23 protein-coding genes are annotated in these 20,935 nt (G+C 41.0%); 14 read left to right on the top strand and 9 right to left on the bottom strand.

The features are described from left to right. Window positions 1-40: 40 nt before the first annotated feature. Complete coding sequence (locus QUB80_RS34310; RefSeq protein ID WP_289793929.1) at window positions 41-178, top strand: hypothetical protein; 138 nt, start codon at window positions 41-43, stop codon at window positions 176-178. A 301-nt stretch (window positions 179-479) separates the two neighbouring features. Next, complete coding sequence (locus QUB80_RS34305; RefSeq protein ID WP_289793928.1) at window positions 480-1,115, top strand: DNA-3-methyladenine glycosylase family protein; 636 nt, start codon at window positions 480-482, stop codon at window positions 1,113-1,115. A gap of 153 nt (window positions 1,116-1,268) precedes the next feature. On the opposite strand, the gene QUB80_RS34300 is transcribed toward QUB80_RS34305, so the two are convergent. Together QUB80_RS34300 and QUB80_RS34295 are read right to left on the bottom strand one after the other, a co-directional pair. Further along, on the bottom strand, window positions 1,269-2,477 hold the full coding sequence (locus QUB80_RS34300) for an FG-GAP repeat domain-containing protein (RefSeq protein ID WP_289793961.1): 1,209 nt from the start codon (window positions 2,475-2,477) through the stop codon (window positions 1,269-1,271). A 608-nt stretch (window positions 2,478-3,085) separates the two neighbouring features. Next, the gene (locus QUB80_RS34295) at window positions 3,086-4,300 is read right to left on the bottom strand and encodes an FG-GAP repeat domain-containing protein (protein ID WP_289793927.1); all 1,215 of its coding nucleotides are present in this window, start codon (window positions 4,298-4,300) and stop codon (window positions 3,086-3,088) included. 497 nt (window positions 4,301-4,797) lie between these two features. On the opposite strand from QUB80_RS34295, the gene QUB80_RS34290 reads away from it, so the two are divergent. Then, window positions 4,798-6,108, top strand: coding sequence for an aminopeptidase P N-terminal domain-containing protein (locus QUB80_RS34290; RefSeq protein WP_289793926.1), 1,311 nt, complete (start codon window positions 4,798-4,800; stop codon window positions 6,106-6,108). A 64-nt stretch (window positions 6,109-6,172) separates the two neighbouring features. Here the strand turns inward: QUB80_RS34290 and rnc are convergent, their stop codons facing one another. Beyond that, on the bottom strand, window positions 6,173-6,853 hold the full coding sequence (rnc, locus tag QUB80_RS34285) for a ribonuclease III (RefSeq protein WP_289793960.1): 681 nt from the start codon (window positions 6,851-6,853) through the stop codon (window positions 6,173-6,175). Between the two features lie 216 nt (window positions 6,854-7,069). Here rnc and bchD point away from each other — a divergent pair, with 216 nt between their 5' ends. Further along, on the top strand, window positions 7,070-9,097 hold the full coding sequence (gene bchD / locus QUB80_RS34280) for a magnesium chelatase ATPase subunit D (RefSeq protein WP_289793925.1): 2,028 nt from the start codon (window positions 7,070-7,072) through the stop codon (window positions 9,095-9,097). A 179-nt stretch (window positions 9,098-9,276) separates the two neighbouring features. Here bchD and QUB80_RS34275 read toward each other — a convergent pair whose 3' ends face one another. The 3 genes from QUB80_RS34275 to QUB80_RS34265 form a co-directional block, all read right to left on the bottom strand. Further along, window positions 9,277-9,612 carry a hypothetical protein gene (locus tag QUB80_RS34275; RefSeq protein WP_016873553.1) on the bottom strand — a complete coding sequence of 112 codons (336 nt, stop codon included), beginning with the start codon at window positions 9,610-9,612 and terminating at the stop codon, window positions 9,277-9,279. A 67-nt stretch (window positions 9,613-9,679) separates the two neighbouring features. Then, window positions 9,680-9,979, bottom strand: a complete 300-nt coding sequence (gene rbp / locus QUB80_RS34270) for an RNA-binding regulator (RefSeq protein ID WP_289793924.1) — start codon at window positions 9,977-9,979, stop codon at window positions 9,680-9,682. A 300-nt stretch (window positions 9,980-10,279) separates the two neighbouring features. After that, entirely contained in the window at window positions 10,280-10,459 is a 180-nt protein-coding gene (locus tag QUB80_RS34265; protein WP_016873552.1) for a CAB/ELIP/HLIP family chlorophyll-binding protein, read from the bottom strand. A 195-nt stretch (window positions 10,460-10,654) separates the two neighbouring features. Here QUB80_RS34265 and QUB80_RS34260 point away from each other — a divergent pair, with 195 nt between their 5' ends. Both QUB80_RS34260 and QUB80_RS34255 read left to right on the top strand, forming a co-directional pair. Continuing rightward, window positions 10,655-10,999: a type II toxin-antitoxin system Phd/YefM family antitoxin gene (locus QUB80_RS34260; protein WP_289793923.1), complete on the top strand. Its 345-nt coding sequence runs from the start codon at window positions 10,655-10,657 to the stop codon at window positions 10,997-10,999. Window positions 11,000-11,001: 2 nt separating this feature from the next. Beyond that, window positions 11,002-11,292: a type II toxin-antitoxin system RelE/ParE family toxin gene (locus QUB80_RS34255; RefSeq protein WP_289793922.1), complete on the top strand. Its 291-nt coding sequence runs from the start codon at window positions 11,002-11,004 to the stop codon at window positions 11,290-11,292. Between the two features lie 82 nt (window positions 11,293-11,374). Here QUB80_RS34255 and pip read toward each other — a convergent pair whose 3' ends face one another. Next, window positions 11,375-12,322 (bottom strand): prolyl aminopeptidase, encoded by a 948-nt coding sequence (gene pip, locus QUB80_RS34250; RefSeq protein ID WP_289793921.1) that lies wholly within the window; start codon window positions 12,320-12,322, stop codon window positions 11,375-11,377. A gap of 72 nt (window positions 12,323-12,394) precedes the next feature. Here pip and dusA point away from each other — a divergent pair, with 72 nt between their 5' ends. Next, window positions 12,395-13,438 carry a tRNA dihydrouridine(20/20a) synthase DusA gene (dusA, locus tag QUB80_RS34245; protein ID WP_289793920.1) on the top strand — a complete coding sequence of 348 codons (1,044 nt, stop codon included), beginning with the start codon at window positions 12,395-12,397 and terminating at the stop codon, window positions 13,436-13,438. A gap of 11 nt (window positions 13,439-13,449) precedes the next feature. On the opposite strand, the gene QUB80_RS34240 is transcribed toward dusA, so the two are convergent. Continuing rightward, window positions 13,450-14,232: an RNA polymerase sigma factor SigF gene (locus QUB80_RS34240; RefSeq protein WP_289793919.1), complete on the bottom strand. Its 783-nt coding sequence runs from the start codon at window positions 14,230-14,232 to the stop codon at window positions 13,450-13,452. Window positions 14,233-14,861: 629 nt separating this feature from the next. Here QUB80_RS34240 and QUB80_RS34235 point away from each other — a divergent pair. The 7 genes from QUB80_RS34235 (at window position 14,862) to QUB80_RS34205 (ending at window position 20,176) form a co-directional block, all read left to right on the top strand. Then, window positions 14,862-15,590, top strand: coding sequence for a Bax inhibitor-1/YccA family protein (locus QUB80_RS34235; RefSeq protein ID WP_289793918.1), 729 nt, complete (start codon window positions 14,862-14,864; stop codon window positions 15,588-15,590). A gap of 463 nt (window positions 15,591-16,053) precedes the next feature. Beyond that, a protein-coding gene (gene prfB / locus QUB80_RS34230) for a peptide chain release factor 2 (protein ID WP_289793917.1) occupies window positions 16,054-17,173 on the top strand; the annotation gives its coding sequence in 2 pieces (ribosomal slippage) (window positions 16,054-16,125 and window positions 16,127-17,173; 1,119 coding nt in all). Window positions 17,174-17,398: 225 nt separating this feature from the next. Next, a complete protein-coding gene (locus QUB80_RS34225) occupies window positions 17,399-17,551 on the top strand; it encodes a DUF3285 domain-containing protein (RefSeq protein ID WP_289793916.1) in 153 nt (50 codons plus the stop codon). Between the two features lie 40 nt (window positions 17,552-17,591). Continuing rightward, window positions 17,592-18,119 (top strand): rRNA maturation RNase YbeY, encoded by a 528-nt coding sequence (gene ybeY, locus QUB80_RS34220; protein ID WP_289793915.1) that lies wholly within the window; start codon window positions 17,592-17,594, stop codon window positions 18,117-18,119. A gap of 122 nt (window positions 18,120-18,241) precedes the next feature. Then, on the top strand, window positions 18,242-18,694 hold the full coding sequence (locus tag QUB80_RS34215; RefSeq protein WP_289793959.1) for a diacylglycerol kinase family protein: 453 nt from the start codon (window positions 18,242-18,244) through the stop codon (window positions 18,692-18,694). Between the two features lie 99 nt (window positions 18,695-18,793). Then, complete coding sequence (locus tag QUB80_RS34210; RefSeq protein ID WP_289793914.1) at window positions 18,794-19,399, top strand: anthranilate synthase component II; 606 nt, start codon at window positions 18,794-18,796, stop codon at window positions 19,397-19,399. Window positions 19,400-19,402: 3 nt separating this feature from the next. Beyond that, entirely contained in the window at window positions 19,403-20,176 is a 774-nt protein-coding gene (locus QUB80_RS34205; RefSeq protein ID WP_289793913.1) for an MBL fold metallo-hydrolase, read from the top strand. A gap of 188 nt (window positions 20,177-20,364) precedes the next feature. On the opposite strand, the gene QUB80_RS34200 is transcribed toward QUB80_RS34205, so the two are convergent. After that, window positions 20,365-20,841, bottom strand: a complete 477-nt coding sequence (locus QUB80_RS34200) for a cupin domain-containing protein (protein ID WP_289793912.1) — start codon at window positions 20,839-20,841, stop codon at window positions 20,365-20,367. Window positions 20,842-20,935: the final 94 nt, after the last annotated feature.

Genomic DNA, 20,935 nt, shown 5'->3' with positions numbered 1-20,935 from the left:
CCAAAACTTTTAAACAAGGCTTACATATGCCTGATCTTACATGATCACTATCCTACTAGTTCAAGATGATGTTTCTCAAGAAGAAAACATTATTGATATGGTGAATAAGGTTGTCGAGCCATTTAGCAGCTTGGATAATCAAATCAGCACCAATGATAAGTTTTCTAGTGTTGCATAAAAGTTGTATATAACTTTATCAAAATATAATTTTCTGGAAATCTTAGTTTTAGTTCAGCAAACCCATGTTGAGCTATCGAATCCACTTGTGCCAGTGTTGTTCTCCACACTGGCTTTCTTATGACATCTTTTATATAAATTTGCTTGAAAGGTGCTAATTACAGATTTTTTCTAATTTTTTGCAAATTTTTGGTTGTTAGTATTTGCTTCAAAAAAATTTCTCTTTCTAAAGATAGTTAACGTGTTAGCATATCAGCAGTAGGCTACACTGCATCTTGTGCATATATTTATAAATTTAGATAGTGTCAGAAATATTAACTCAGAATAACTTTGCTCATGGTTTAAAAGTTATTACTTCCAGCGATTTAGACCTAGCAGAGATTCTCAAGTCTTTTGGTTTACCACCTTTTTGGGTGCGTGAGCCAGGCTTTGCCACACTAATTCAAATTATCCTAGAACAACAGGTTTCTCTCGCGTCAGCTAAAGCAGTTTTTGAGCGTTTGCAGGAAACCATATCACCAATTACTCCAGAAGGATTTCTGACTCTAGATGATGTTCAAATTAAAAAAATCGGTTTTAGCAGGCAAAAAGCTCTTTATGGACGCCTACTATCACAATCTATCATTACAGGACAGCTTGATTTAGATAGCCTCAATCAGATGAATGATGAGGATGTACGTTCTGTTCTCAAAAAGATCAAAGGTATTGGAGACTGGACAGTTGATATATATTTACTGATGGCATTGCGGCGAGCGGATAGTTTACCAAAAGGAGATTTAGGATTAGCGCTGGCAATACAGAAAGTAAAACGCTTAGAAAATCGCCCTTCACCAAGAGAAATAGAACTTATCGCCGAGAACTGGCGACCTTGGAGAGCGATAGCTACGCGTTTGTTATGGCATTATTATTTGAGCGATCGCTTCTTGCTCCGCAAATAAAAATGTTCCTAGCACAATTGGTAATTAAGTTATTAAGTTTTGGTAAGGAGCGAATTCTTGTTCGCCCCATCAGCCTTCTGAAATCTTGCCTGAAAATTTGAATCACGATTAAACTTCAACAGTACACAATTTGATTACCATAACCACAAACTTCTAATAAGCCTGCCACTCAAGGGGAACTTGTTCTACAGGAACGGCATTGGCAATGGTACCATTCATTAACCAAATAGTGTTCTCGCCAGTTTGTTCGTCACGCCAGAAGATATCTGACTTGCCATCGTTATCAACATCACCAATACTAGCTTTCCACGATGAATTAGTTGGAGGTAGGAAAGCTTCTGTACCAATAGATGTACCATCCATCAACCAAGCGGTGTTTTCACCAGTTGTCTCATTGTGCCAAAAAATATCTGTTCTGCCATCTCCATTAAAATCCCCAACAGAAGATTTCCATGAAGAATCCAGTTTGGGTAAAGAACCTGCACTGATAAAGATACCATTCATTAACCAAACAGTATTTTCATCCGTTTGGTTATTATGCCAGAGTAAATCTGTTCTGCCATCACCATTGAAATCACCAACAGTTAAATCCCAAGATCCCTCCATTTTTGTCAGAGCATACTCTGATCTATTCGTACCATCCATAAACCAAATTAGATTTTCACCTGTAATTTGATTCCGCCAAAAGATGTCATTTTTGCCATCACCGTTAAAATCGACAACATTAAAATTCCAAGGTGAGTCAGTTCTCGGTAGAAAAGCCGCAGTCGTAATATTTGTACCATCCATCAACCAAGTGGCATTTTCACCAGTTTGAGTGTTGTGCCAAAAAACATCACTCCTGCCATCTCCATTAAAATCTGCGATCGCAAAGTTCCATGCAGGATTTATGGTTTGTAAATTAACCGCAGAAGCAATATTTAAACCATCCATTAACCAGATGCCAGTTTCACCATTATTTCTATTGCGCCAGAAGATATCTGTTTTACCATCACGGTTGAAATCGGCATAGGCAAAATCCCAAGCTGCATCCACTTGAGGCAGCAAAGCCCCAATCGGGGTTGTTCCATCCATTAACCAAATAGCAGTTTCACCTGTTTGTTGGTTACGCCAAAATTTGTCAGCTTTACCATCGCCATTAAAATCAGCAACAAGCGCCGCATTACTGAATATGGGATTAGGGTTGACATTTTTTGCTGCGATCGCGTTTTGCTGTTCATTTTGGGTTAATGACAATGAGCTTCTAAAGCTGAAATCAGAATTTGAATTAACTGTAGGCTCAAACAGGTTTGTCGAGAGTTGAGCATAGTTTAATGGATTGGTATTTACAGGCAAACTTATGGAAGTATCAGAGGAAGTCATATTGTTTGTCATCAGTATTCATAATGTTTCTACCTTTTTTTGATTATTATTTTTGTCAAAAATTAACATATAGTATTTATGCAACTGTTTCTTTGAGTAACAATTTCAATTCTAATTTTTTAGAGAAATTAGTATCTGTAAACACAAAAATATATAGACTATAAAAATGATATTTCAGCAAAATATCACATATATAAAATTTTTGACATGATCAAAATAAGTTGTATTCATTTAAATCTAAAAAAGATATAGTTGAACACAACTTTTTATAATGCTATTTTTAATAAATTAGGTGGGTATTATCACAATCCTAAATCATTGATAAAACTCTTCCTTCATTTTTCTGCATATACTTTGTGTACTTTGTGGTACTCTGCGGAAAGCCACCTCCTGCGTCTACGTTCTTCCCAGCATTTTTTGTAAATCAGATAAGACTGCTATGGATGCACTTTTAGCTTGAAAAACATAGGAAACGTGGTGCGTTACGGCTAGTTATCATCCTGTTAAACTCTCAAATTATTACATAGCCGTAACACACCCTACTAATCTGACTTTACTACTTGATATTTACTTTATCAAGGTGTAATTGTTGTTAATTTACATCACGATTAAGCTTTGGCAAGGGTACCATCGTACCATTCACTCGAAACTGACGGTAGAAGCGAAGGTTGGGGATTTGTAGTACCATCCATGATCACAATCGCATTCTGACCTGAGTTGGGATCACGCCAGAACATATCTGTCTTACCGTCACCATCATAATCACCAAGACTAGGTGTCCAGCTTGCGGTAGGTGCATCTGCGGCAGTTTCGGTGACAACATTGCCGTCACTGATTATCCATACTTTACCTTGACCAGTTTGCTGGTTGTACCACAAGACATCGGTTACTCCATCGCCGTTAAAGTCGCCAATCATTGGTTTAGAACCTTCAACTGTAGCCAGAGGAGTATCGCTAGCAACGCTTGTACCATTCATTAGCCACAATTTGCTTTCACCGGTTGCCTTATTGTGCCAGAGAATGTCGGTTTGGAAATCGCTGTTGAAATAGCCAACGCTAGCTTCCCAATTTGAGTCAAGAGTTGGTAGAAATTCTCCGCTAGTGATGGTTGTGCCGTCCATTTGCCAAACAGCATTTTCACCGCTTGCATTATTTCGCCAGAAGACATCTGTCTTGCCGTCCCCATTTACGTCAACAATGGTGGCTGTCCAGTTTGTATCGACTGTTTGCACAAAATCTGCTGAAGCAATCTGTGTACCGTTCATTTGCCAAAGGGCATTCTCACCAGTGGCATTATTGCGCCAGAGAATGTCGGTATTGCGATCGCCGTTAAAATCTCCTATTAGGGGTGTCCAGCCATTAGTTGCTTGTAAATCAGCTTGTGAGGCAACTAAGCCATCCATCACCCAAATTTGGTTCTCACCTGTCTGAGTGTTGTGCCACAGCAAGTCAGTTTTATTATCGCCGTTGAAGTCAGCTATTTTAAGATCCCAATCTGCACCCTTGATTATGCTATTACCATTAGCATCCTTAACAACATCAGCAGCACCAGCTTGTCTGCCGTCCATTAACCAAATAGCAACCTCACCTGTTTGAGAATTACGCCATATCCTGTCGTTCTTACCATCACCGTCAAAATCGGCGGAAATCGCAGCACTGGTTAACGCAGGATTAGGATTCTTCGGAGCAGTAGGTAATGCCGAAGATGAGGAAGAAGATTGATAGTAAGACTGAGTTTCTAACTTTTGATTATCCGGTACGTTGATAACTGTACTTTGAGGATTTGTGTCCAATGTGCTTTTTGTATTAGCTTGCATCGACATGGCGTGTGTTTATGACAAGTGGTAATAAACTTTTTAACTGTTTCTTTCTTTTTAATTCAAGTGTTAGTTAATAACAAAAATACCTTCTTTATATTTTCTTAATATTTTTGATATTTTTCCTAAAAAATTAGCGTAAACTAACTAAATTTTGAAAAAAAATCAAGTGCCATTTAAGATAAAGTATGAGATTTGACTATTTAATTTTGACAATTGTTAATTAGATAAACATTCTCAATTATTCAACTGTTTTTATATGGATGTTAAAAGTGAAATAAGATGCAGTATTGGGGATTGGGTACTGGGTACTGGGGATTGGGGATTGGGTACTAGTGATTAGGTACCAGACGCGATTAATCGCGTCTGGTACAATTGCTCCCTTTGTCCTTTTCCTAATTCCTAGCCCCTAGCTTGCGATCACTATAGCAAAAGTAATATTTGTAGTATAAATTACACAAGAATAGAGATGGCAAAATAGATCGTAAAAACAGCAAAACATTATGCAGACGGAGTATCGGCAGCGTCGGGAAGTGTTGATGTCAAAAATTGGTCATGGTGTTGCGATTTTTCGTAGTGCGCCAATGGCAGTGATGCACAATGACGTCGAATACAATTTTCGCCAAGACAGTGATTTCTTTTATTTAACTGGGTTTAATGAAGCCCAAGCAGTCGCAGTTCTATCGCCCCATCATCCAGAACATCGATTTGTGTTGTTTGTGCAGCCCAAAGACAGGGAAAAGGAAATTTGGAGTGGATATCGCTGTGGGGTAGAAGCAGCAAAAGAAATCTATGGTGCGGATGAAGCTTATCCGATCGCAGAATTAGATGAAAAATTGCCGCAGTACCTAGAAAAATCAGATCGTATTTATTACCATTTAGGACGCGATCGCACTTTTAACGAAAAAATCCTCAATCATTGGCAAACCTTAATGCGGACTTATCCCAAGCGCGGTACAGGGCCGATTGCAATTGAAGATACTGGCCCCATCCTTCATAGTATGAGGCTAATTAAAACAGAAGTCGAGCTGGAATTGATGCGTAAAGCTGCTGATATTGCCGTGGAAGCACACAATTACGCCATGAAATTTACCGCACCAGAACTTTACGAGTACGAAGTGCAGGCAGAAATAGAACATATTTTTAGAAAGCGGGGTGCGATGGGGCCAGCTTATCCTTCTATTGTCGCCTCTGGTGCTAATGCCTGCGTGCTGCACTACGTTGAGAACAATCGGCAAATGCAAGATAATGAGTTACTGCTAATTGACGCTGGCTGTGCCTACAATTATTACAACTCAGATATTACGCGCACATTTCCAGTCGGGGGTAAATTTACCGTAGAACAAAAGACACTGTACGAGTTAGTTTTAGAAGCCCAAAAACAAGCGATCGCCCAAGTGCAACCAGGCAACCCCTATAATTTAGTTCACGATACTGCCGTGCGTGTTCTTACAGAAGGCTTAGTAGAACTTGGCATCCTCAAAGGCGAAATTGACAAGTTAATTGAAGAAGAAAAATACAAGCCATTTTATATGCATCGTACAGGGCATTGGTTAGGTTTGGATGTGCATGATGTCGGAGTTTATCAGCATGGCGAAGACAACCCGCAAATTTTGCAACCAGGGCAAGTTTTAACAGTAGAACCTGGACTTTATATTGTTCCAGATACCAAGCCAGCAGAAGATCAACCAGAAATTGAGGAGCGTTGGGTTGCTATTGGTATTCGCATTGAAGATGATGTTTTAGTTACACCCACAGGACATGAGATTTTGACTGCCGGGGTTCCCAAAGAAGTCGATCAAGTAGAAAGATAAACCATATTACCCCACCCGTTTTATCAGGCACCCTCCCCTTGGCAAGGGGAGGGTTAGGGAGGGGTTACTCAGCTTTCTCCTTAACATTCGCGAGAGCATCTTCTGCCGCCGCCTTCTCAGCAACTTTCTTACTGCGTCCCCTACCGACTCCGTACACTTTTTCACCCACAAGTACTTTAGCGATGAACTCAGGTGCGTGAGAAGAACCACCGACTTGCTCTGTTAGATATTTGGGTGGAGTTAAAGTAATATTACGTTGCACCCATTCTTGAAAGCGATTTTTTGAATCTACATTGGCACGAACTTCAACTACATCTTCTGGAACAGCATCAAATAAAGGTTCGACAACGGCACGAACAGCCTCAATATCAGAGTTATTATCTAGATAATAAGCACCAATAACTGCTTCAAAAGTACTACTAAGTAAATTGGGATTACTAAAGCCTCCATCGAGAATTGCACCCTTACCTAGTTTCATTTGCAAATCTAAACCCACTTCAATTGCAAATCTCGCCAGTTGATTCTCATCTACCAGCGCCGATCGCCTTCGAGTTAATTCATCTTCTCCTTTTTCTGGGAAACGACGATAAAGATACTCGCCACTTAAAAAATTGAGCACAGCATCACCGAGAAATTCCAGGCGTTCATTGTGTTCCCCTTCTTGGGGATTTTCATGGACGTAGGAACGATGTGTTAATGCACGGCGCAGGAGCTTATCATTACGAAATATCAGCAGTTTGTGCATTTCGGCCAATTTTATTACCTTTATGTTACGGTTATGCAAGAATTTGAAAGTTTAAGAATGTAGGATAACTAGCCGTAATGCACCGCAAACTGGTGATGCCTTACTACAGTTTAAGGTTTATTGGAAAACAAGGCAGTGCTAAATCTCTGTTCCCACTACTCCACAAGGTGCCAGAAATTGATAAGCTAAAAACCTAGACAAGCTATTACACAAACCATGCCTGCGTCTACTATATCCCCTAGTACTACCACTTTTCCCTTGACCGCTGTCGTCGGACAAGAAGCGATTAAGTTAGCTTTACTCTTAGCAGCAGTCGATCCGGGGTTGGGGGGAGTAGCGATTGCAGGGCGTCGCGGTACGGCAAAATCTGTGATGGCGCGTGCGATCCATGCTCTACTGCCACCAATTGAAGTTGTTAAAGGTTCACTAAGTAATTGCGATCCCAATTATCCAGAGGAATGGGATGATAAATTGCTCTCTGAATTGGGAGATCAAGATCTTCAAGAACTCCCGACTGAAGTTATACCCGCACCCTTCGTGCAAATTCCTCTAGGAGTTACAGAAGACAGACTTTTGGGTTCTGTAGATGTGGAACAGTCGGTAAAACAAGGAGACACAATATTTCAACCTGGCTTACTTGCCGCCGCCAATCGAGGCGTTCTCTACGTCGATGAAATAAATTTATTAGATGACCAAATTAGCAACCAACTTTTAACAGTATTATCTGAAGGACGCAACCAAATTGAGCGGGAGGGCATCAGTTTTCAGCATCCCTGCAAAGCATTATTTATCGCCACCTATAACCCAGAAGAAGGAGCATTAAGAGAACATTTACTTGATCGGATTGCAATCGCTCTTTCTGCTGATGGTGTTCTCGGTTTAGATCAAAGAGTTCAAGCCGTAGAGGTTGCGATCGCCTACTCTAAATCTCCCCAAGAGTTTCTTCAGCAGTACAGCGAAGATATCGACGAACTCAAAACTCAAATTATCTTTGCACGGGAATGGTTGAAAGAAGTTCGTATCAGTCACGAACAAATTACCTACCTGGTGGAAGAAGCAATTCGTGGCGGAGTGCAAGGACATCGGGCAGAATTATTTGCCGTGCGTGTTGCCAAAGCCTCGGCGGCTTTAGATGGACGTACACAAGTCAATGCCGATGATTTGCGGCGAGCCGTAGAATTGGTGATCGTACCGAGGGCAACTCAGATACAAACGCCCCCACCTGAACAACCACCACCACCCCCTCCTCCCCCACCCCAGGATCAAGAAGAAACTGAAGACGAAAATCAAGAACAGGAAGAAGAGGAAGATAACCAAGAACAACAAGAACCTCCCAACATTCCTGAAGAATTTATTTTCGATCCTGAAGGAGTGATCCTTGACCAGAGTGTGCTTTATTTTGCTCAAATGGCACAACGGCAAGGTAAGTCTGGTAGTCGCAGTTTAATCTTTTCAGAAGACAGAGGGCGCTATATTAAGCCAATGTTGCCCAAAGGGAAAGTGCGCCGTGTTGCCGTAGATGCCACACTCAGGGCAGCAGCACCGTATCAAAAAGCACGACGTCAGCGACATCCTGACAGAAAAGTTATCGTCGAGCAAGGAGATATTCGCTCGAAGCGATTGGCACGCAAAGCTGGAGCTTTGGTTGTATTTGTAGTGGATGCTTCTGGCTCAATGGCGTTGAACAGGATGCAGTCAGCCAAAGGTGCAGTGATGCAGCTTTTAACAGAAGCCTATCAAAACCGTGACCAAGTATCATTGATTCCCTTCCGAGGAGAACAGGCAGACGTGCTACTACCGCCAACACGTTCGATTGCCTTGGCACGGAATCGTTTGGAAAGATTGCCTTGTGGTGGAGGTTCACCGCTAGCGCATGGATTAACGCAAGCTGTACGCGTGGGCTTGAATGCTCAAATGAGTGGAGATATCGGGCAAGTAGTGATTGTAGCGATTACTGACGGACGCGGCAATATTCCTTTATCGCGTTCATTAGGCGAACCGCAAGAACCGGGAGAAAAGCCAGATATCAAAGCCGAGTTGTTAGATATTGCTGGCAGAATCCGTGCCTTGGGAATGCAATTGTTGGTGATTGATACCGAAAGTAAATTTGTTTCCACTGGATTTGCCAAGGAAATAGCAAAGACAGCAGCAGGCAAATATTATCATTTACCCAAAGCCACCGATAAAGCAATTGCCGCCATGACAAAAGGAGCGATCGCGGACATTAAATCGGGGAATAGGTAATAGGGAACAGATACATTTTTAGTAAGTAAAACTCCTAGATTGGACACACATAATCTAGGAGTTTTCTAATTTTCAGCACTTGTCAAACGACTTAATTTTCGGAAGGTAATGTCTAACTAGTCATTAGCTAGAATCTGCTTCCAGTGCAGCAGTGTGTTAGCCGATAGTATTTTCCAACGTTACCGCATCGCTTCTAAAAAGCGGTAGTCGTGCATCCATCTTTCCCCTTCTTGATCACTCAACACGGCGATCCGTCCGGTACTCAAAAATGCTAGCTTGAAGATCTCCCACTGCTCGTCAGTGATGTCACCCTGCTGGGAGCTGACGCCTCCCTCCTCCCAGACAATAGTTACTTCTCTGCCACCAGCAATCTCAAAGTACCCCAACCGAGTAATCCGGCCGAAATGCCACTCGAATTTGGCTCCGGCTTGCTTGGCTTGGGCTTCTTCAAGCCCTTCAGTGCCAGGTCGGCGAATTTGTTGCCCTGTATCGACTGATGAAGACTTGTTTTCCATAATGTTGCTATCCTACTTATCTGCAATATCTTGCTTGAATTAGCTTAAAGAGCGAAATCTATAAGCCTTAATAGCGGTTGCGAAAGCTGTAGTTTCCGCGATCGCCACCAAACGAACCTCTGTCTTCTCTTGGCCTAGCTTTATTCACTTTCATCTGGCGTCCCATCCATTCAGCACCATCAAGAGCATCAATGGCAGCTGTTTCTTCAGCATCTGTACCCATTTCTACAAAACCAAAGCCGCGCAATTGTCCTGTTTCACGGTTAGTAGGTAGCTTAACCTGCTTTACAGAACCATATTCTGCAAAAACAGCGTTTAGACTTTCTTCTGTAACTTCGTAAGAAAGATTGCCTATATAAACTGACATAGATTTTCTCCAAAATCATGAGTGTGCAGAGATGTAGATTTCGGAGAAAAGTCTGTAAATACCAAAAGGAAAAAGCCTGTCAATAATAAAAACAAACGCTGTCGCCGAATTAACTCTCACTTTCCACCTTGACATAGGAGGAAATTATTAGAAGAGAAGTTATAAAAATCGTTATAAAAAGTTATGAGAGCAACTGTTCTAAGTATTAGGTAATCACTCAGGTTACAGCCAGTTCTCATCAATGCTCGGTTCTAGGTGAACCGAGCTTAATCAACCGAAGGCAAAAAAGACTACATCAATTTACAGGATGCCCCAGAAATGGAGGAAACCTTGACCAGAAAAAACTTCAATCAAAATGACAGATACAAAACCAATCATTGCAAAGCGACCGTTCCAATTTTCACTCTCAGGAGTGAACCCAAAACGCATAGCATTAGGGTCATCTGAAACAGTAGGAGTAGAATTCTTGAAACCTGACATGAGCAAAACTCCAAAGTTCAAGCTTTGTAACAGTTGCAACTGCCTGTAAAGTAATGTAACAGATTTTTAAGAGGATGCAACATTGAGTTGAAATAAAAATGCTGGCGTTGATTGGTTACGAGCGATCGCAGAGTAATCTTATTTTGATAGCATTGAATAGTAACTTAATTAAGTACGCAATTCAGTATTTAATTTATGATTAATCTAGAGCATATTCACTCTCTTACAGACTTTAAGCGCAACGTCAAACAGTTTCTAGAGAAGATCAAGGCGACTAAATCACCTCTTGTGCTTACTGTTAATGGCAAAGCAGAAGTCGTCATCCATGATGCAAGTGCCTTTCAGGAAATGATAGATAGACTTGAGCATACACAGGAGGAACTGCGTCAGCTAAAGTTAGAAGCATTACAGCGAGACATTGCGATCGCAGCCGAACAGCTAAAGAATGGAGAATATACCGAATACGATGACGAGTCTCTACCCCGTTTGCTGGAAAATATCAAGGCACGAGGACGGCGTAAGCTAGATCAGGATAGCTGACAATGAATCGCTATAGAATTTCTTGGCAAGCTGAACAAGACTTAGAAGATATTTGGACTTACCTAGCTCAACAGAACCAAATTGTAGCTGACAAACAAATAGCTCAAATTCTTAATCGTTTTCCAATGCTTGCTCAGTTTCCCGATCTGGGCAAAAAGCGAGATGATTTAATGAGCGAACTTAGAAGTTTTCCTGTTAAGCCTTACGTTGTGTTTTACATAAAAATAAATGATGACATAGAAATTTTCAGAGTATTACATCAATCGAGAGATATTGAAAGTGAGTTTTCTTAATTTATAGGTATTTTCTTGACTGGTGTACGGATCTTTACCTTTATAAGATTGCGCGATCGCTATTTGACGTGCGGGGAGTATGTCACAAACAAGCAAATTTATCCGTAGCCTCTATCAAAGCGCTGCGAATTCCGGGTTCGCTCATCGAATGCCCGGCATCAGGAACAACAATAAATTCTGCTTCCGGCCAAGCACGATGTAATTCCCAAGCTGATATCATTGGACAAACTACGTCATAACGTCCTTGAATAATTACAGCTGGAAGATGACGGATGCGATCAACATTTAAAAGCAATTGGTCTTCCGGTTCAAAAAAACCTTTATTGATAAAGTAATGGCATTCAATCCGTGCAAAAGCATCAGCGAATTCATTCTCACCAAATATTTGCATTAATTCTGAATCTGGAAATAATCTACTAGTACTAGCTTCCCAAATTGACCAAGCACGAGCAGCTTCTAGCCTAACTTGTCTATCAGGACTGGTTAAACGTTTGTAGTATGCTGTTAGCATATCATCACGTTCTGCCACAGGAATGGGTTTTAAATACTCTTCCCAAGCATCGGGAAAAATATAACTAGTGCCTTCTTGATAGAACCAGCGCAACTCTTTTTGCCTGAGCATAAAAATGCCACGCAAAATTAATCCTTGGCAACGTTCGGGGTGAGTTTCACTGTAAGCTAAAGATAAAGTACTTCCCCAACTGCCACCAAAAACAACCCACTTTTCAATTCCTAAGTGTTCTCGGAGTTCTTCAATATCGTTAACTAAATCCCAAGTTGTATTTTCTTGCAGTTCAGCGTGAGGTGCGCTTTTTCCACAGCCCCTTTGGTCAAACATCACCAACCGCCATTTTTCTGGATGAAAATACTGCCGATAAAATGGCGGACATCCCCCACCCGGCCCGCCATGCAGTAAGATAATAGGCTTACCGTGTGGGTTACCAGATTCTTCAAAATGAATAGTGTGAATTTCTGATACCCGTAAACTCCCTTCTCTATAAGGCTCAATTGGTGGATAAAGTTCTCGCATTTTCTCAATTTTCCTACTTGTGAGCCTGAATTCTCAATCCACAAGACATCGGTTGCGATAGACTTGTGATCTATGACTTGTTTGCACTCAGCCACTTTACCTGAATCAGTCACTCACGGCGTTTACCCCTTGAGTATTGCGCCAATGATGGATCGTACTGATCGCCACTTTCGGTATTTTATGCGGCAGATTACACGTCGCACTTTACTTTACACCGAAATGGTTACAAGTGCGGCAATTCTGCATGGCGATCGCCCCTCATTATTAGGCTTCTCACCCCAAGAAAAACCTCTAGTTTTGCAAGTGGGAGGCGATAACCCCAAAGAACTTGCTGAATGCGCTCGTATTGCTGAAGACATGGGTTATGACGAAATCAACCTCAATGTCGGTTGTCCTAGTAGCCGCGTACAAGATGGCAATTTTGGCGCTTGCTTGATGGCAAAGCCGCAACGGGTGGCAGATTGTGTAGCAGCAATGCTCAATGCTGTTCACATTCCTGTGAGTGTGAAGCATCGTATCGGTATTGACGATCGCGATCGCTACGAAGACATGGCAAACTTTGTCCACATTATTTCACAGGCAGGCTGCCGACGTTTTACCGTACACGCACGCAAGGCTTGGTTGCAGGGATTAAGCCCGAAAGAGAACCGGGATATTCCACCCCTACGTTATCAAGATGTATATCATCTCAAGCAGGAATTTCCCCACCTATTAATCGAAATTAATGGTGGAATTATCAATTTAAAACAGGTGCAACAACAGTTACAGTCCGTAGATGCAGTCATGATTGGACGTGCGGCTTACGATCATCCCTATCTGTTTGCCACAGCAGATAGTGAAATCTATGGCGAGACAGTGCAACCTCTTAATCGTCATGAAGTTGCTGAAGCGATGTTTTCCTATATTGATAGCTGGGTGACAAAGGGACTCAAACTCAATAAAATTACTCGCCATATGCTGCAACTATTCACTGGGCAACCGGGTAGTCGAGTGTGGAAGCGTCATCTGACAGAAAATTCCTGCCGTTTAGGAGCAGGTTCCGGTGTGGTAAGAGAAGCGTTAGTGCAAGTTTTAGAATTTTCGGCAATATCAAACGTCAACATCCCTACTAGCTGAACTTAATATCATCATCCAGTTGGTAGAGCCTGAGGACGTAACATCGACATTAAATCCTGAATTCCTTTTTGCAGATACCGCGTGACTGTCATCGGACTAGTACCTATTTTTTGAGCGGCATCTTTGCGAGAAAGTTCCTTCAAAAATACCAATTCCACCGCCATGCGGGGTTTTTCTTCCAACAAACAGATTGCCCCTTGCAGTTGTTGGCGCTCTTCTTCTCGCTGTTGTTCTGCCGCAGAACGAGGACAAGGAAGTGCTTCACCTAAAGTGATTTGGCAATCAATGTAGTTGACTACAGTAGCATCTAAACTCAAAGGCATCCGATTTTGAGCAGCTAACTTGGTTTCTAGCCATTCTTGTGTTGATACTTTAAGTTGCTTCGCTATTTCTGAATCTTTGGGGGGACGTCCCAAAATTTCTGCCAATTCTTTGCGAACTTTTTGTCCTTCATTGTAAAGTTCCTGCCAACGCCGGGGAATCTTTAGTAGAGTGCTGCGATCGCGTAAAAAATGCAGCATCTCACCCCGAATATAAGGAACAGCGAAGGAACTAAATGCATATCCTTGACTAGGATCGAAGCGTTCAATAGCTCTAATCAAACCAAAATAACCAATTTGCTCTAAATCCTCATAAGGCTCATTACATTGATGGCTAAATTTATGAGCCATTTTTCGTACTAAGCCGATATGTAACCTTACAAGTTTATTACGGAGTTCAATAGAGGGATTCTGATGGTATAGCTGCAATAATTCCATACCATCACCTCGTATAGAGGACTGACTTACTGCCATAGAAATTCCTTTGTAGTAACTCCTATTCTCGGAAATGGAGTTGCGTAAAATTTCACCTAAGCTGTAATTATTGTCCTTAGGAAAGCATTGCTACACCATTCGTTGTTTCACTGAACTTGTGTATGGCCTATCTCTATATACCAGTATTTACACGCATTATGCTTGTACAAAATATTATTTGTATATTGTTGAAGATTTTGTAACAATGATGTGTGTATTCCCTCGCTTAGTTACAAATATATAAAAATATTTTTAGAGTATTGATTTCAGTACTAAATATTGAAAATGAAAAATTATATTTTTGGACATTTAAACCTAAAATGTTCTTTTTCTATACTTGACAAACCTATTTTTTACATGGGTGATTTTATTGTTATTTATATAGTAAAAATCCTCCCTGCAAATATTTACTTATCTGCAACCTCTAAATACTTGTATGTTTCTCACCACAATTCACAGTTTGAAAGTACCGAAATACACGAATGGAAAATTTTCTAATTTTTTAACCAAAGCAGCGACAATTCTCGTTAAAGCTCACTCTTGCAGATTTATTTTCCAATTGGATCTGAAAATTTGAGTAAAAATGGAAGTAGTTTAGTAATGTTGTCACACAAAGCGAGTTGTGAAATATGAGCAATACTAGCAACTTCCGTGATGCTATCCGTGAAGCCAAAACTCAAGCCCTGGTTGGGCCAAATGTGATAGCTAATGCCTTACCCTTCTTGGGAGGTGGTTTAGTATTAACTGCACTAGGAACCTACGGCGGTTTGGCAGTTATCCGTGCTAATCCTGGATTGTTCTTTCCCACCTTCATTGGTGCAATTATTCTAAATTTAGTTCTGTTTTTTGTTGCCCAAAACGTTGCTGAAAAAGGTCAAAACAACATTGCACTGCCTCTTTTAGCAACTTACAGTCTGTTGTCTGGATATACCCTCAGTGGCTTAGTATTTGTGGCGTTAAGAACTGAGGGTGTAGGCATTCCAGGAATTGGTTTGGCAGCTCTTGGTTGCGGCATCACATTCATTGTCGCCCGTCAAGTTGGTTCAAATCTCTCTGATTCTGACGGCATGGCTCTCACAAAAACCATCCGTCTGGGCATTATTGCCTTGTTCGTTGTTGTACTTTTGCAATTCTTGTTTGCTTTGTTTGGTGTCTATACCCCAACATGGTTAGAAATAGGGATTTCTGGTTTAGGCGTGTTTTTGTTTGCCGGTGCATCGGTAGTAGACTTTTACATTCTGCCCCGTACATATCGCAACGATCAGTACTTACCAGCAGCGTTGTCGATGTACTTGACTTATATCAATCTGTTTGTCTTCATCTTACGTTTGCTAATCGCCCTTAATGGCCGTGATTAAGAATTCATTCAAAATCGGCGAAAAGCAAAGTTAAAGTTCAAATGCCGTGGTTTTTTGCGAAAGCAAACCACGGTTTTTGGATCGGGTTGAATAGAGCTTTTACAACAATTTGTAGTAAAAAATTATAAAACTCAATCTTCCCCATTCCCCCAACCCTGTACCCTGTCCCCCCAACCCTATGTTTCTTAAGAGCGCCAATACAGGTGGCGCAATATCAGCTACGAATGAAATAAGTCAAATCCTCTTCCCTACCTACGGAAACCCTACCAAGAGCGTTGCTTCACCACCGGACTGGCTCACCGCTACGCGTCTAATGCCTCCTGCCTCCAGCATAGCTGCCTTGTTTCTTAAAAGACAAATATGGATAAAATTGAAGATATGAATACAATAAAGAGCGATGTCTTTCGCAAGATGCTTTGCGTCTAAAGATAAAACCTAAAACGCTCTGTTATTAGCAAAAACAATGGAAGTACTAGAATTAAAACGCGAAATTGAAACGTTGTGCGATCGCCTGGGTAAAACCCAGGACTATCTTTGACATACCTGCACTGACTGCCAAAATTCAAGATTTAGAACAAATAGCAGCACAACCAGAGTTTTGGAATGATCAAGTTCAAGCTCAAAAAACTTTGCAAGAACTCAATGACTTGAAAAACCACCTTCAGCAGTATAACCAGTGGCAAACCAGTCTGGAAGATAGCAAAGCTGTAGTAGAGCTTTTGGAATTGGAAACTGATGAAGCACTACTGCAAGAAGCACAAATCACCATTACCAAACTGAATCGTGAGCTCGATCAGTGGGAATTGCAGCAGCTACTTTCTGGCCCTTACGATGAACAAGGTGCTGTACTAACGGTGAATGCTGGTGCTGGTGGTACTGATGCTCAAGATTGGGCTGAAATGCTATTGCGAATGTACACGCGTTGGGGAGAAAACCAGGGCTACAAGGTACATTTGACGGAAATATCTGAAGGTGATGAAGCGGGAATCAAATCTGCCACCATAGAAATTACCGGACGTTATGCCTACGGTTACTTGCGATCGGAAACTGGTACTCACCGTTTAGTGCGAATTTCACCTTTTAATGCTAACGGTAAACGGCAAACTAGCTTTGCTGGAGTAGAAGTGATGCCGCAGTTAGATAGCTCGGTACAGTTAGAAATTCCAGAGAAGGATTTGGAAATAACCACATCTAGATCTGGTGGGAAAGGTGGGCAGAACGTCAACAAAGTCGAAACAGCTGTGCGAATTGTTCACATTCCCACAGGCATCGCCGTACGTTGTACAGAAGAGCGCAGCCAATTGCAAAACAAAGAAAAAGCTCTGGCTCGGCTCAAAGCCAAACTGTTGGTAATAGCCCAAGAACAACGGGCTAAAGAAATTGCCGAAATTCGCGGTGATATGGTTGAAGCTTCTTGGGGTAATCAAATCCGTAACTATGTTTTTCACCCTTATCAAATGGTGAAGGATTTGCGTACTGATGTAGAAACGACTGCGATCACAGATGTGATGAATGGTGAAATTGACATATTTATCCAATCTTATCTCCGGCAAGAAAATCAATTGGTAGAAGCTACTGCGTAATTGTAGGAATTGTTAGTAGATAGTAGTTAGTAGGTAGTAGTTGGTTTTTATACCTACTAGCCACTAACCGCTAACTATTAACCACTGTACAGGCGAGTTTAAAAAATAAATTATCTGTTTCAGTCCAAAGCTCATTAGCAAAACTCGTCCTCACTAACTAACTGGCTAGTGACTATTGACTAAACAAACTGTTACATTTATAGAAGAAATTGTTATCAAATCATTATGAGTGCCTCTCCAACAGAACAAAAACCTAGCTATGTCAAACTCGCCATGCGAAACATGGTGCAAAAGCGAGTCACTTCTTTAAAACACTTTGTCTTAACTACTGTAGGGCTTTTAACTGTCCTCGTTGGTTTAGCTTACTTGACTCGTTGATAATTGATACAACCTAAAAATATGGGAGATTTTTTGGCTGGTGCAAGTTGAAGTATGCGTGCAAGATTTTGTGCTTGAGTCTTCTCAACCAGACGCTAAACTAATAGGCGATACTCATATCCAAATTAGTGTAGAAACTTGGGAAAAGTGGTTTAATTGCTGGTTGGAAATACTACAACCTTATCTTCCACCTGCAACAAATTATGAGCTAGGGCTACGTTTGACAAACGATGCCGAAATTCAGGTATTAAATGCTCAATATCGACTGCAAAATAAGCCTACAGATGTTTTATCCTTCGCAGCGTTAGAAGTAGAATGTCCTCAACCTGCTGAAATGCTTGCTTCCTTACCCTTGTATCTAGGTGACATAGTTATTTCTATTGATACAGCACAAATACAAGCTCAACAGCAGGAACATTCCTTACAAACTCAATTAGCATGGCTAGCTGCTCACGGATTATTGCATTTACTAGGTTGGGATCATCCAGATCAAGAAAGCTTAGAAAAAATGCTCAAACAGCAAGTAATATTACTTGAGTCAGTAAGTATTGCTATTGATATAGAATGACACGTGGCTGCATAACCATAAACCTATATTACTTTTGTAAGAAATTGGCATAAAGTCTGATGTGCGATTAAAATCGGCCAGAAATCCTCACTTAAAAAATCTGCTGCTGTATTTTTATGACTATGTCCCAACCAGTCTCATCACCATCCACAAATCCTCTAGAAAAAGTGGTGACCAAAAAGCGGGAGCTATCCTGGCAAGTCGCCTCCAGTTTATTCGTTAGTTTTAAGTATGCTTGGTGTGGGATAAGTTACGCATTTCAAACTCAGCGCAATTTTCGTATTCATGTATGTGTTTGTGTTTTAGCACTTGGATTAAGCATATTTTTACAATTAAAAACGGTAGAGATAGCAGTAATTAGTATCACAAGTGGTTTGGTTTTAGCTTTGGAATTACTGAATACGGCGATTGAATCAGTAGTTGATTTAACAGTAAAGCAGACTTACCATGAACTAGCAAAAATTGCTAAAGACTGTGCTGCTGGTGCTGTACTTGTATCTGCTTTAGTTGCAGTATTGGTAGCTGGTACGCTCTTGTTACCTCCTTTGTTAACTTTAATTGTCTCGGCATTTTAGATAAAGAGCGATCGCACTTAGATAGGGAACGGGGAACTGGGAATGTGTAATCAGTTTGTTTAGATAATGATTATTGATATGAATCAGGAGTTATAAACTGTGATTATAGTTATCGATAATTACGATAGCTTTACTTATAATTTAGTTCAATATTTAGGAGAATTGGCAGCAGAGTTTCCAGTCGCTACTGATATTAAAGTTTTTCGTAACGATAAAATCACCATAAATGAAATTCTTACTCTCAAGCCAGATGGTGTGCTAATATCTCCAGGGCCAGGACGTCCAGAAGATGCAGGAATTTCTCTAGAATTAATTGAAAAACTTGGAGATAATTTGCCAATTCTAGGAGTTTGTTTGGGGCATCAAAGTATCGGTCAGGTATTTGGCGGTAAAATAGTTTCTGCACCAGAGTTGATGCACGGTAAAACTTCTCAAGTTTCTCACACTGGGATCGGTGTTTTCCAGGGATTGGAAAATCCTATCACTGCAACCCGATATCATAGTTTGGTAATTGATCGCCAAACTTGCCCAGACGTGTTAGAAATTACCGCTTGGGTTGAAGATGGAACAATTATGGGAGTACGACACCGGAACTATCCTCATATAGAAGGCGTCCAATTTCACCCAGAGAGTGTTCTCACATCTTCAGGCAAGCAGTTACTGCGAAACTTTCTGGCAACATTACAAATGAGGACGAGAGAGTAATTAATGAAACGACGGCAACTGATGGGCTATGCTGGAGCGGGATTGGCAACAACCATCATGACTAGTTTGGGTTCTCACCTGCAAGCTAATGCCCAATCTCGCAGTGGTTCATTAACAGTTCAGTGGTTGGGGCATACTTGCTTTCTATTTACTGGCGATGGTACGAAAATTTTGGTTAATCCATTTCGTACAGTTGGTTGTACCGCCGGTTATCGTGCGCCAAAAGTAGCAGCAGATTTAGTACTAATTAGCAGTCAATTGCTAGATGAGGGCGCGGTGGAAAATCTACCTGGAAATCCCAAGTTAATTTACGAAGCGGGAGCCTATGAATTTCAGGGAATTAAATTTCAAGGAATTGCTCTCGATCATGATCGCAAAGGGGGCAGGCAGTTTGGTAAAAACACAGCTTGGCAATGGAATCAATCTGGAATCAACATCCTACATCTAGGAGGAGCTGCTGCACCAATTTCCATTGAACAAAAAATCCTGATTGGGCGTCCTGATGTAGCATTTGTACCTGTAGGGGGTGGGCCAAAAGCTTATAATGCTCAAGAAGCCAAACAGGCAATTCAAGTTATCAATCCCAAATTAGTCGTTCCTACCCATTACCGTACAAAAGCAGCCGATGGTAACAATTGCGATATTGCTCCCTTGGATGACTTTTTGAAATTAATGGATGGAATGACAGTTCGTCGTAGTAATAGTGACACAGTTACTATTAGTTCCGGTAATTTGCCGGAGAATGGAGCAATACAGGTTTTAAGTTACAAGTTTTAGTAAATTAGGTAGGGTGTATTACGGCTATGTAAAAATTTGAGAGTTTGAAAGATATCGAATCAGCCGTGACGCACCAATAATTTTGGTGTGTTCGCATTACTTTAACGCACCCTATCAGTATGACACAGCTAAAAATGAGTATATCCTCTGAAATTTTTTACAAGGTACACAAGCGAACATAATCTAGTTCAAATCCGTTGCTTGCCAACCCAACTAACCCGTTTTTGAACGCCGTAGCCATCTTCAATTGTGCGATCGCGATAAGAACCTGCTCGTGATTGAATCACTATCCAGTTCAGCTGTTCCCCATCTGAGGTATTGCGCAAGCAGCGCTCCCCTTCAGAATCCACGCGCACTACAGTTCCCTCACAGACTGAAAATACGCGATCGTCGACTTGAAACTCTCCTCGACCATGAATGAAAATATAAATTTCCTCGTTTAATCGGTGCTTGTGATAGAACGGTATGGACTTCAGAGGCTGTAAAGTGTTAAGGGAAATCTCTGCACTAGTTAGGTTAAGCAATTGTTTTAAAAAGACTTTGCCTTCCAGCTTAATCGAGTGTTCCTCAGCCTCAAAAATATACTGATGCAAATCAGAAAATTTTCCTAGATCTACAACAGCAAAGTTCTGCCCAGTTTTGGCTATTGGTATCGGTTGCATCATGGTTATCCTTAGGTTTTAAATTGCAAGTTAAAAGTTACTTTAGCAAAGTTAACTTGTAAAATGCAAGTAATTTTAAAATTCAGATTTTATATTG

This window comes from Chlorogloeopsis sp. ULAP01 (assembly GCF_030381805.1).
Lineage (GTDB): Bacteria > Cyanobacteriota > Cyanobacteriia > Cyanobacteriales > Nostocaceae > Chlorogloeopsis.
The sequence above is the reverse complement of the archived record's forward strand: the minus strand, read 5'-3'. Positions and strand labels throughout refer to the sequence as shown.

What these genes read in the sequence shown, in the direction of transcription:
- QUB80_RS34310 (WP_289793929.1), top strand. Translation starts at nt 41, where the DNA reads ATGATCACTATCCTACTAGTTCAAGATGATGTTTCTCAAGAAGAAAAC.
- QUB80_RS34300 (WP_289793961.1), bottom strand. Translation starts at nt 2,477, where the DNA reads ATGACTTCCTCTGATACTTCCATAAGTTTGCCTGTAAATACCAATCCA.
- QUB80_RS34295 (WP_289793927.1), bottom strand. Translation starts at nt 4,300, where the DNA reads ATGTCGATGCAAGCTAATACAAAAAGCACATTGGACACAAATCCTCAA.
- QUB80_RS34290 (WP_289793926.1), top strand. Translation starts at nt 4,798, where the DNA reads ATGCAGACGGAGTATCGGCAGCGTCGGGAAGTGTTGATGTCAAAAATT.
- rnc (WP_289793960.1), bottom strand. Translation starts at nt 6,853, where the DNA reads ATGCACAAACTGCTGATATTTCGTAATGATAAGCTCCTGCGCCGTGCA.
- bchD (WP_289793925.1), top strand. Translation starts at nt 7,070, where the DNA reads ATGCCTGCGTCTACTATATCCCCTAGTACTACCACTTTTCCCTTGACC.
- QUB80_RS34275 (WP_016873553.1), bottom strand. Translation starts at nt 9,612, where the DNA reads ATGGAAAACAAGTCTTCATCAGTCGATACAGGGCAACAAATTCGCCGA.
- rbp (WP_289793924.1), bottom strand. Translation starts at nt 9,979, where the DNA reads ATGTCAGTTTATATAGGCAATCTTTCTTACGAAGTTACAGAAGAAAGT.
- QUB80_RS34265 (WP_016873552.1), bottom strand. Translation starts at nt 10,459, where the DNA reads ATGTCAGGTTTCAAGAATTCTACTCCTACTGTTTCAGATGACCCTAAT.
- QUB80_RS34260 (WP_289793923.1), top strand. Translation starts at nt 10,655, where the DNA reads ATGATTAATCTAGAGCATATTCACTCTCTTACAGACTTTAAGCGCAAC.
- QUB80_RS34255 (WP_289793922.1), top strand. Translation starts at nt 11,002, where the DNA reads ATGAATCGCTATAGAATTTCTTGGCAAGCTGAACAAGACTTAGAAGAT.
- pip (WP_289793921.1), bottom strand. Translation starts at nt 12,322, where the DNA reads ATGCGAGAACTTTATCCACCAATTGAGCCTTATAGAGAAGGGAGTTTA.
- dusA (WP_289793920.1), top strand. Translation starts at nt 12,395, where the DNA reads ATGACTTGTTTGCACTCAGCCACTTTACCTGAATCAGTCACTCACGGC.
- QUB80_RS34240 (WP_289793919.1), bottom strand. Translation starts at nt 14,232, where the DNA reads ATGGCAGTAAGTCAGTCCTCTATACGAGGTGATGGTATGGAATTATTG.
- QUB80_RS34235 (WP_289793918.1), top strand. Translation starts at nt 14,862, where the DNA reads ATGAGCAATACTAGCAACTTCCGTGATGCTATCCGTGAAGCCAAAACT.
- QUB80_RS34225 (WP_289793916.1), top strand. Translation starts at nt 17,399, where the DNA reads ATGAGTGCCTCTCCAACAGAACAAAAACCTAGCTATGTCAAACTCGCC.
- QUB80_RS34215 (WP_289793959.1), top strand. Translation starts at nt 18,242, where the DNA reads ATGTCCCAACCAGTCTCATCACCATCCACAAATCCTCTAGAAAAAGTG.
- QUB80_RS34205 (WP_289793913.1), top strand. Translation starts at nt 19,403, where the DNA reads ATGAAACGACGGCAACTGATGGGCTATGCTGGAGCGGGATTGGCAACA.
- QUB80_RS34200 (WP_289793912.1), bottom strand. Translation starts at nt 20,841, where the DNA reads ATGATGCAACCGATACCAATAGCCAAAACTGGGCAGAACTTTGCTGTT.